This window comes from Bacteroides sp. MSK.20.12 (genome assembly GCF_019052435.1).
Taxonomy (GTDB): domain Bacteria; phylum Bacteroidota; class Bacteroidia; order Bacteroidales; family Bacteroidaceae; genus Bacteroides; species Bacteroides xylanisolvens.
The window spans coordinates 49,576-61,019 of sequence record NZ_JAHQVH010000006.1 but is presented as its reverse complement, the minus strand read 5'-3'; the positions used below and the strand labels follow the sequence as shown (position 1 = coordinate 61,019).

The 11,444-nt window shown below is 42.3% G+C and carries 6 protein-coding genes; 2 read left to right on the top strand and 4 right to left on the bottom strand.

The window, feature by feature from the left end:
• Positions 1 to 3 precede the first annotated feature (3 nt).
• From KTR06_RS05105 to KTR06_RS05095, 3 genes are all read right to left on the bottom strand, one after another.
• The gene (locus KTR06_RS05105) at positions 4 to 1,164 is read right to left on the bottom strand and encodes a glycoside hydrolase family 130 protein (protein WP_182019479.1); all 1,161 of its coding nucleotides are present in this window, start codon (positions 1,162 to 1,164) and stop codon (positions 4 to 6) included.
• Between the two features lie 167 nt (positions 1,165 to 1,331).
• Complete coding sequence (locus tag KTR06_RS05100; protein ID WP_117809036.1) at positions 1,332 to 2,579, bottom strand: MFS transporter; 1,248 nt, start codon at positions 2,577 to 2,579, stop codon at positions 1,332 to 1,334.
• A 17-nt stretch (positions 2,580 to 2,596) separates the two neighbouring features.
• Positions 2,597 to 3,643 carry a glycoside hydrolase family 130 protein gene (locus KTR06_RS05095; RefSeq protein WP_117809037.1) on the bottom strand — a complete coding sequence of 349 codons (1,047 nt, stop codon included), beginning with the start codon at positions 3,641 to 3,643 and terminating at the stop codon, positions 2,597 to 2,599.
• Between the two features lie 160 nt (positions 3,644 to 3,803).
• Here KTR06_RS05095 and KTR06_RS05090 point away from each other — a divergent pair, with 160 nt between their 5' ends.
• Positions 3,804 to 7,784 (top strand): hybrid sensor histidine kinase/response regulator transcription factor, encoded by a 3,981-nt coding sequence (locus tag KTR06_RS05090; RefSeq protein WP_182019481.1) that lies wholly within the window; start codon positions 3,804 to 3,806, stop codon positions 7,782 to 7,784.
• Positions 7,785 to 7,804: 20 nt separating this feature from the next.
• Positions 7,805 to 8,668, top strand: coding sequence for an endonuclease/exonuclease/phosphatase family protein (locus KTR06_RS05085; protein ID WP_117809039.1), 864 nt, complete (start codon positions 7,805 to 7,807; stop codon positions 8,666 to 8,668).
• Between the two features lie 236 nt (positions 8,669 to 8,904).
• Here the strand turns inward: KTR06_RS05085 and KTR06_RS05080 are convergent, their stop codons facing one another.
• Complete coding sequence (locus KTR06_RS05080) at positions 8,905 to 11,409, bottom strand: glycoside hydrolase family 31 protein (RefSeq protein WP_217290032.1); 2,505 nt, start codon at positions 11,407 to 11,409, stop codon at positions 8,905 to 8,907.
• Positions 11,410 to 11,444 lie beyond the last annotated feature (35 nt).

Below are 11,444 nucleotides of genomic sequence, written 5' to 3'. Positions count from 1 at the left end.
AAATTAGTTATGTGTTTTAAGTTTCGAATCTATATTATCATCACATATCGCTACTGCAACCTGCGAATCGGCACAGCCATAATAGAGATATAATTTGTTTTTAAAGTAAGCCAGCCCTTCGATAAACACTGTTCCGTCCTTGTATTGACCGCTCTTTTCAAAAGCGGCTTCGGGCACAAAGAAGGGTTTATCCAGGCGGTCGAGTACTTTATAAGGGTCGTTGGAGTCAAACAGGAACTGCCCTGCACAATAAGCGCCTGCGGGGTATGCCGAGTCCCTTTCTTCCTTGTATCCGTTCTTGCCATTGTATAATAATACAATACCGTTCACTGTCTTGATAGCCGGCGGCCCGCACTCAGTCAGGCGGCTGTCGAAATATCCGTTGCGGGGTTTGGCTATCTCCCTTAGTTCGTTGTTTTCGTTCAGTACCGGAGCCCAGTCGGTCAGGTTATCGGAAGTTGCGGCACATACCGCATTCTCTCCCCAGTACATAAAGTATTTGCCAGCCACTTTCTCAATGACCAGTCTGCCGTCTTTCACTCCGGTGACAATAGAAGCCGATTTGCTTGCTATATTGGCAAAACGCCCGTTGTACGCTTTCGCAAAAGCGAGTCCGTGTTTCGTCCAGTTTTTCAAGTCTCTGGAAGTAGCCACCGCCAAGCGGGGAAGATTGCGGTTCCAGGCTGTATAAAGCATGACGTACAATCCGTCTTCCGTCATTGCCACACGCGGGTCTTCGCAACCACCTTCCCATTCTATTTCTTTAAAATCGTCTTCGGAAGGAAAGAGTACCGGTGCGTCCGCTTGGCTCATCGTCACTCCGTCCGTACTTTCCGCATAGCCAATGCGGGATGTCCTCTTTCCGATGCCTTGCGCCGAGTTGTCTTCCGCGCGGTAGAGTACCACAATCTTCCCGTCCTTGACGGTTGCCGCCGGATTGAAAGTGTCACTCTCTTCCCATCTTACCGGCTGCTTGCGCATCGGGCATTGGAAAGTAGTCGGTTGCGGGGAAATCACCGGATTCACCCCTTCCGGGCGGACAAAAGGGCCGAGTATCCATTGTCCGCTCTGTTCTTCGACAGCTACGGATGCCTGTTTTTGTCCGGAGCATCCGGCTAGTGTCATCATACTGATTAAATAGATTACAGATTTTAGTTTTATCATACGTCGTTTTTTTAGTTTTCCCAAATCGGTCGTTCATCGTTTTTCTGCCGGCAAAACTATCGTACCCCGCAAAAAATAGAGTGTACTATATTCTCAAAAGAGTATATAGGTGCTGTACAACATAATAATTCATTCGTTTGCAACGACGATTTAACGATTTTGAAATATTAGCGAATAGCTTGATTCTGTCTGATGATGTTCCGGGCTAATGGATAGGCAATCAACTGCAAAGCTCCCACCAGGATCAATGCATACTTCAATGCAAAATCCTGTGATATGACAAATGCGAGTACCATAAAAAGTATTAGTCCAAAAGCACGTCCCAGAAATAGTCCGAACTCATGGCTTAAAATATAGGTATATTCATTTCTTTTTTCGATTTTTACTACTGCATCGATGGTTTGCATCATAATAGGGTAATAAGGTAAGTCAAACAATGGCTGAAAGATCACCTTACAGAGGACAAAGATAATCACTCCGGTGACTGAAAACAAGATTCCGTTGAACAGAGTACCGATAAAAAAGACAAGTAGCCCGGCTATAAATACTTTCGATCGGTCTTCAGGTTTGGTTATTCGTCCCAATACATAAACCAAAACAGCTGTCAGTGTACCACTGATTCCCTGTATTAAACCCAGTACATCTTCATCACCTACTAACTTCAGAACCAGAATAGCAGGAGCAGTCACCAGAAATCCCTGTACCATTCCTTTCAGGGAAGCCAGCAACAACATTTTTTTCCAAAGTGTGCAAAACCGGAAATACAGAAAATTCTTCTGCACCGGATTGGCGAACTTACCACGCCATAAAACGGCTACAGCAAACAAAGTCACTATGATTACTCCAACCGTCACCAACCGATAGGCTCCATTAATATCAATCAGGCATCCCATTATTTCTCTGCCATCTATCTGACTGATAAATGCTCCAATCAATAAAGGTACAGTAATCGAAGTAATGGAAAAGAAAAAAGACTCCAGCCCGAAGAAGTAGTTACGACTATCATCTGTCGTGTTATTCAGAGTCAGCAGATAGCGATTGGTCCAGAAGAAGCCCGATGCAGCTCCAAGTACAAATCCGGCTATACTCAATTCCACAAAGCCTAATGACTTTACCAACATCATGGCAAACATCGACAATCCACTAACTAATATCCCTCCTGCATACAGAATCTTCACACTCACATGTCGCAACAAGAAACCATTCACAAATGAGGTAGTGATGATACCAATGTATATGAAAAGCTGATAAAAAGCCACCGAAACCGGTTCACTGGTATGGCGCATCACATAAGCGCCCACGAAAATCTCAACTACAGGAAGCACCAGCGCATAAAGAAGATTAGTCATCAGCAAGACCCGTACATTAGAAGTTTGCTGTTTGAAGAACTGATACTCTCTTTTTAGTTTATTCATTATCTATCTTATTTATATTACGACTTTAATGAACAGAGAATCTCTGCAATAGACAACTCCGCCCCACAGATTACTTCATCACTGGCACCATAATAAAGCCTTATCTTATCTCCCTCTACCAAATGTCCGTTGGTGAAAACTACATTCCCGAAAAATCCGGTTTGTTCGTAAGGAGCAACAGGCTCCATGATAGGTTCTTTACTTCGGGCAATTACCTTTGAAGGATCATTTAAATCAAGTAGAAGAGCTCCCAGACAATAACGGTTTTGATAGTCCGCACCATGATAAATTTCCAACCACCCTTCCTCTGTACGAATAGGTGCCGCTCCTGCACCCACGCGGGCACAGTCCCAACTATCAGGACGGGTAGTTGCAATGCAACAGTGGTTGCCCCAATGCAGCCGGTCGGGTGATTCGGCAAGCCAAATATAGTTGCCACCCAACTCTGGGCTACTCGGACGATGCAGTGCAAGATATTTTCCGTTCACTTTCTCTTCAAACAGCGCGCAATCTTTATTATGAGGAGGGAAAATCATGCCATAACGAGCATAGTTTTTCCAGTCATAAGTATGAATCAGCCCTACACCAACAGCTACAGAAGAGACTTCCGTAAACGTAAGATAATAACCATCGGCAGTAGTGGCCACCCGGCAATCTTCAATGCCAAAAGCCTCTAATGCTCCTTTACCAAAAATAGGAGGATAATCCGGTTCTTCCTTGAAGTGAATTCCGTCTTCACTCGACACCAGTCGGAGATAAGACATAGTAGTCAGATAATTCTGCCCTGCATATCCTATCACACGAGGATCAGAAGCATCCAGTTTCGGGTCATTCTCATCGAAAGAGAGCACTTCTATTTTTCCATCTTTATTATATACGGGAAAACTAATAACTCCCTGTTTCTGCACAGGCCGTTCGGCCACTCGCAGTAATAACCAAATTTTTCCGTCGAAACGGAACACGCCGGGATTCAGAAAACAGGTGATTTCCATACCTTCTATTCCTGATTGTAGGTCGGAGGGTTTCAACAATGGGTTTTGATGAAATCGTTTTGCAATATCCATTTTCAAATTATTAAATAAATATGTGTTGTTTTTATTTCTGATGACAAAGCTACCCTGCACAACAACGGAAAAGGTGCACTATATTCTCAAAAGGGTATACAGGTGTTGTACAGCATATTTTTATCTTTGTTTTCTTATTTTTCCTCTCTATCTTTGCGACATGATTCTACGAAAGCACTCATATTTCCGCTACATCTGCATCCTTATTTATTCATGCCTGATGCCTGTTTTATTACATTCCCAAAATGTAGTGAAACAGATTTCGAATGCAGACGGGTTATCCAATAATTCAGTGAATTGTTTTCTGGAAGATTCGGAACATACGCTTTGGGTAGGAACATGGGACGGGCTGAATGCCTACAACGGACGTAGCTTTAAAACCTATTCTTATAATAAAAATGCAGGATCTATCAGTAACAATGTGGTCTGGCAAATTATCGAGCAAAATGACTCTGTATTGTGGGTATCTACCGACTATGGCGTCAACCGGTGGAAACGTTCCACACAGCAATTTACTCCTTATTATTTAGGTACGCAGAACAATCCGCCCAAACAAGAGAAATCATTCCTACTGGGTATCACTTCCGGCAAATACATTATCTGCTATGTGAAAGAACAAGGTTTATTCTATTTTGACGACCGGAAACAGGACTTTGTTCCATTGAAAAATAATCTGCCTGATGGCATCAAAAACTTCGTTATTGATGCCAAAGACCAAGTATTCTTCCTCACAGAACATGGACAATTATTACATTATCAACTATCTGTCCATAGCTCTAATCTCGAACTCTCGTTCAAAAAAGAAATCAAACAACCTGCTTTCATTTCCGGCATTTATCTTTCTCAAGATTATCTTATCATTAACGATGACCGGACATTAACCGTTTCTTTGGACAACCGCATACTGAATAGCATAGATATTCCGGAAAATAAAACGGTTTCGCAAGTTATCTGTCACAAAGAGTATCTTCTCATCAGCTTTATCGAAGGGGGATGTATCAGGTATAATCTGAAAGATAATACTTCAACGGAATTACCTCAATTACCAGCGAAAGCACCCATTTTCACCATCTACATCGGTTCGCAGAATATACTCTGGGTAGGCACCGACGGGCAAGGAGTATTGGAAGTCTATGAACACAGTTCTCCATTCCACACCATAAAAACTGATTATCCCGTACGTTGTTTTTGCGAAGAAGATAATGGTAATATACTCGTGGGAACCAAAGGAGAAGGAATTTTGCTGCTTGACAAACAGAAACGGCAGGTCGAACCTTATCTGTCAACCGACAACGGATTGATTTCCAATTCTGTCTATACTATCCGAAAAAATATGTCCGGAGACATATTTATCGGGACCGAGGGAACGGGCATCAATTATATTCCACTTAATAGCAGTCAGGTAAAGAAGTTAAATATTCCTGCTGAATATCCGACTTTCAAAGCTGTATACAGCATCCTGTTCACTCATAACGACTCACTATTATGGTTGGGCACTTCCGGCTATGGACTTATCAAACTAAGCTTGCAAAGGGAAGGAAAAAGTTATAAAGTGACAGAAATGAAACAATATAAATCTCCCGGACCTTCCTCACCAAGTAATAACATCATTTATTCGGTCATTGCCGGGTATAATGAAAATGAACTTTGGCTAGGCACACGAGGCGGCGGAATCAATAAGTTCGATATCACATCCGAATGTTTCCAACAAATTCATGAGATAGACTCTACTTTATCCCTAACCAACAACGATATACTCTATCTGACCAAAGGAGATTCTGCCAGCATTTGGGTAGGCACCAGTTACGGCCTCAATCGATTGTTTCCGGCAGACATTCCGCCATCTATTATGGAATATACGGATCATAACGGACTGCCCAACAATACGATTCACGGTATTCTAAAAGATGAAAACGGTAATATCTGGGCAAGTACCAATCAAGGTATCTCTTTTATCAATCTATCTTCGGGAAAGATTACTAACTATTCTTCCAGAAACGGATTACAAAATGATGAATTTTCCGATGGAGCGATTTTTAAGGATAAAGCAGGATGGTTGTATTTCGGAGGAGTCAGTGGGCTGAACTATTTCGATGAGAACAAAATACATTTACGGGACCATATTGCTACTCTAAGTTTGAATAGTCTAAAAATTAATAACACCAGCCAAAACATTTACGAGCGTATTCTTAATCATACGCTCCGGCTTGCCTATGACGAACCTTACCTTACATTAGGGTTCACAACACACGACTTTATCAACAACGAGAACTGCGAATTTAGTTATCGGATTATTGACTTCGCTGATGAATGGATTTACAACGAAAACAACCCCAATATCGTCATCACCAAACTTCCTCCGGGGAAATATAAATTGGAAGTAAAATGTACTAATGGTGACCGTGTATGGAGCAATCAAATCTACTCTCTTCATCTGGATGTCGCCTATCCCTGGTGGCTAAGTACTACTGCCTTTATTATCTATTTTATTTTAATTGCTATTGCTATTTATATAACACAGTCTGTCATCAAGAATCGTATCCGACTGAATCGCCAGATTTTACTAGAACATATTGAAAAGCAAAATCAACAACGTATTCATGAATCGAAGTTGAACTTCTTTACGAACGTGGCACATGAGTTCTTCACTCCGCTAACACTGATATATGGTCCGGCACAGCATCTGCTGGAAAAAGCAGACCTTGACAGTTATACGAAAAGGTATATCTACATCATCAAGAACAATGCCGACCGGATGCAGAAACTCATCAACGAACTAATGGAGTTTCGGAAAGCAGAATCGGGACATACAGCTATCTATGCAGAGAAAGTAGATATTCACCTACTCGTTGATTATGTGTCAGACAACTATACTGAAATTGCTGAAGAGAATAAAATAGACTTTAGTTTCAAAAGTAAAGAAGTGTCGTCTTTTACTACAGACCGGAATTCGCTGGAGAAAATTATATTCAACTTATTATCTAACGCATTCAAATATACACCGTCCGGAGGATATATTCATGCTGAAATAAGACAGAATGCCACTACCGGAACATTACATTTCCGTATACGCAACTCTGGTAAGGGATTGACTGAGAAGCAAACGAGCGAAATATTCAGTCGCTTTAAGATTTTCGAGAGCAGTAAGCTGAAGCATGCCGGGAGTACCGGAGTGGGTCTGAACCTAACCAAAAGCCTGACTGAATTATTAGGTGGAGAAATCACTATAGAAAGTACTTTGGGAGAATATGTAGAATTCAATGTATCCCTGCCTCCTATGCACGTGAATACCGAAAAAGAAAGTCAGCCTACAGAAGAAGAAACAGAGGTCAGTGAAATGCTTTTCATTCCTAAGCAGAAAGAAATTACCATACTGATTGTAGAAGACGAAAAGAATATCCGGGAACTGTTGAAAGATATTCTGCTTCCCTACTATCAGGTTCGCGAAGCTGGCAATGGAGAAGAGGCACTGAAAGAAGTAGAGCAAAAACAACCGGACATCATTATCAGCGATGTGTTAATGCCTAAACTAGATGGTATTACACTGACAGACATATTGAAATCTAATGAACGGACAATGCACATTCCTGTTATCCACATCTCTGCCAAAAACTCTATTGAAGACCAAATCAATGCTTATAATCATGGTACAGATCTGTATATCCCGAAGCCTTTCCATCCAAGGCATGTGTTGAGTGCAGTAGAGAATATGATTAATAAATATTCTCTGATGAAAGAGTATTTCAAATCGGGCCGTTCTTCTCTTATTGTAAGAGATGGAATCACCATGCACAAAGAAGATGAGCTATTACTAAACAAGATTATCAAGTTCATTGAAGATAATATTGACGATGAATCCATGAATCCGGATTCTCTAGCAGACTTTATAGGAGTGAGCAAAGCAGGATTGTATCGCAAACTCAAAGAATTAACAGAAAAGACCCCAAGCGAATTTGTCCGTACCATCCGCCTGGAATATGCTGCCGGGTTGCTAAAGACTACCAAGCTCACCGTCACCGAAATCATGTATAAATCAGGCTTCTCCAACAAGTCGTATTTCTACCGGGAATTTACTAAATTATACAATACATCGCCCAAAGAATACAGAAGCGAACGAACAGAAAAAAAAGATATTAAATAACCATCTAACAATAAAAAACAATGAGAAAACTTTTTATTGTATTGACGCTCTTCGGTGCGTCAATACTGAATGCACAGCAACTGAATGTAGCCTCCTACAACGTACGAAACAGTAACCCGAACGATGCCAAAGCCGGAAATGGATGGGAGCAACGCTACCCAATACTTACACAGTTAATCACTTTCCATGATTTCGATATTTTTGGAGCGCAGGAAGTAAAGCATAATCAACTGGAGGATATGCTCAATGCTCTACCTACATACAGTTACATAGGTGTAGGACGGGATGACGGCAAGACGAAAGGGGAATATGCACCTATTTTCTATCGGAAAGATAAGTTCAAACTACTCAAGTCCGGCAACTTCTGGTTGTCGGAAGACACTACAAAGCCCAATAAAGGATGGGATGCTGCTTATACCCGCATCTGCACATGGGGAGAATTCAAAGACAAAACCGGTAAGTTCAAATTCTGGTTCTTTAATCTGCACATGGATCATATCGGAGTGGTAGCCCGTCGAGAAAGTGCCAAACTGGTTATTAGCAAAATTAAGGAAATGTGTGGCAAAGATCCCGTTATACTAACAGGTGATTTCAATGTAGACCAAACTAGCGAAAGTTATCAGGTTCTTCATGAATCCGGAATATTATCAGATTCTTACGAGGTAGCTCAAATGAGATATGCAACTAATGGGACATGTACAGGCTGGAATCCGAACACATATACTCCAAACCGTATTGACCATATCTTCGTAACCCCCAATTTTACTGTAGAGAAATACGGTGTATTAACGGATACTTATCGTACCAAGAATGAAACTACTGGAAAGTATGAATCTCATATTCCTTCGGATCATTTCCCGGTAAAAGCGGTTCTGAAATTTTAGAAAAAACACTAATTAGAAAAAATCGTGAATGGTAGAGATTGTTTTTACCTCCGCCATTCACGATACTTCCCTAAAGTTTAAGGTTGTACTTCATAGTTTGTTGTATATATATCCAGCGTGGTAGGCATATATATTCACCATGGTGGGCATATATACCCAAGATGCTGGATATATATGCCCAATAAACAGGGAATACATGACTAGGGCTGTACTTCCCTCTATTTTGTCTCTGTCTACTATTTGGAGATAATCATAACCTGCTCATCAATACCCTTATCAGGCATTCGCACACTACAGACACCAGTTTCTTTATCCCAACTCCACGCCACAGTTTCAGTATCATTCTCTAAATTATCTTCCAAACGTTCCGGTTTAGTTTTCTTTATCTTCTTTCCTTTGACAGCTAACTCTTTCGGGGCTTTCGCAGAATAAATACGGAACAGCAGATTTCTCGGACCGGGGACAGTGTATCCTTTTCCTTCACGGGCAGAGACAGTCAATTCATATCCATTTGCCAGAGTGCCGCAAATAATCGGTGTTTTGACAAATTCATCACGTTGGTATCCTAAGTCTTCTCCTTCATCTTCGTAGAGAGTAAAGGCAGCCTGTGCACCTTCCTGTGCGGGAAAGATTTCAAAAGTAAGTGGATATACCGGTTTCTCATGGGTGTAGTTCATCACCGGCATGGTGGGGATGATAGAACCTTGCTTCACAAACATAGGAACAGAAGACAAGGGAGCATCAACCGTAGTCCACTGCTCTCCGGTGTAGACTGTCTGCTTGTTGTTGTAGTCTATCCATGTACCTTCGGGAAGATACACGTTCTTTGTGCGGGCACCTTTCTTCACCACAGGGGCTACCAACAATTCACGACCGAACATGAATTGAGCATCCGTAGAGAAAGTTTCCATATCCATTGGATATTCGAGAAACAGAGGCCGCATGATAGGCAATCCTGTATCATACGCTTCGCGGGCGTAAGTGTAGATATACGGCAACAAACGATATTTCAGTTCGATAGCTGCTTTCGCGTTCTTTTCCGCTTCCGGTCCGAAAAGCCATGGTTCCACCGGATTATCTCCCTCATGATGAATACGGCTCAAAGGATTGAATGCACCGAATTGAATCCAACGGGTATAGAGTTCCGCCATAGCCGGATAATCCTCAATATCCCCACAGTAACCGGTAATATCACAGGAAGAAAATGGGATTAATCCCAAACCTGCGGAAAGCATTACAGGAATCTGATTGGCTAATTGTCCCCAACCTTGCAATACGTCGTCTCCGTTTCCGCTATCACCCGTCCAGCCGAACGTATAACGTTGCAATCCGGCATAAGCAGCACGGGTCATTTGGAAAACACGACGGTCCGGATTCCTCTTTTCAAATTGCTCCTTCACCACTTTGTCCCAGGTCAGGCCATAGACGTTATGGATTTCATCGTGCATACCGAGATGGTGCTTCATCACCAGGCGTTCCGTCTGCTCTTCGTTACTCCAGGCAGGTTCGCCCATATCTGTCCAGAAGCCGGAGACACCATCGTCAATCGGTTTCTGCTGATAAGTTCCCCACCAGTCGGCTACGGCAGGCAGGGTAAAGTCTACCACTCCGCAGTTTCCACCCCACGGCCAGGGCATATCGTAGCTTTTGCCGTTCGTATTGTCCTTTACAAAATAGCCCAGACGGTCTGCTTCTTCCCATTGTTTTTTGTTGGCTTGTGCAATTACCGGGTCTTGAGATACGACTACCTTAAAACCCATCTCTTTCAAATCCGAAAGCATCTTTTTGGGGTTTTCATAGTTTCCTTTGCGCCATTCGAAATCCTGCAAATATTCTGTCCAGCCGATATCCTGATAGATAATATCACAAGGGATTCCCCGTTTCCGGTAGCCTTCGGCTATCTCACGACTTAGCTTTTCGCTTGTCAACAGACCGCGGCATTGAGCAAAACCCAACGCCCATTTCGGCGGCATGATAGGTTTTCCCGTCAGTCCGACGTATTGGCTGATGATTTCTTTATAGTCTTTACCGAAGATAAAGTAATATACCATTTCCCCGTTCGGCGCTTCAAAGCTGTAATAATCACGGCTTTCCGTTCCGAATTTGAATTCCGTCTTATAGGTGTTATCAAAGAAAATACCATACCGGTAATTGCTCATAAAGAAAGGAATACTCTTGTAAAGAGGATCTTCTACCACGCTATAACAAGGTTTGTCACTATTCCACATCTTATAAGACTCGCCACGACGATCCATCTTTCCCGCTTTCTCACCAAGTCCGAAGAAGTGCTCGTCACGACGAAGCACTTTATATTCCACCTTCTTCGTTCCTTCACTGACATGGCCTTTATCGGCATAATCGCTAAACAGAAGTTTCTGATATTTATCGAATATCTGAAGACTCATCGGAGATTTATTCACCCGGATACGCAACTTCGGAGTAAATATCTCATAACAGGCCGCCTGTTCATCCACATGAATAGTTCCTACCTCTTCCAGTTCTTCATTAATCACTGCAAACGAAGCATTTCTTCGTTGCAATTGCCCGTCGGGTGAGAACCAGATTTTCACGACGGAAGAGCTGCACAGTTGCAATTGCAAGGCGGCACTGTCCGCCAAGTGAAAAGTCACCTGACGTCCCTGCTGTGTAAAAGAAGTGCATGTACGTGTCTCATTTTCCGCCCAAACCCATGTTGGAAATACCAGGCACAACACCCATACCCATAATCTATATCTAATCATCATACCTATCATTTTAGTTATTCTGTAGCAGCCGC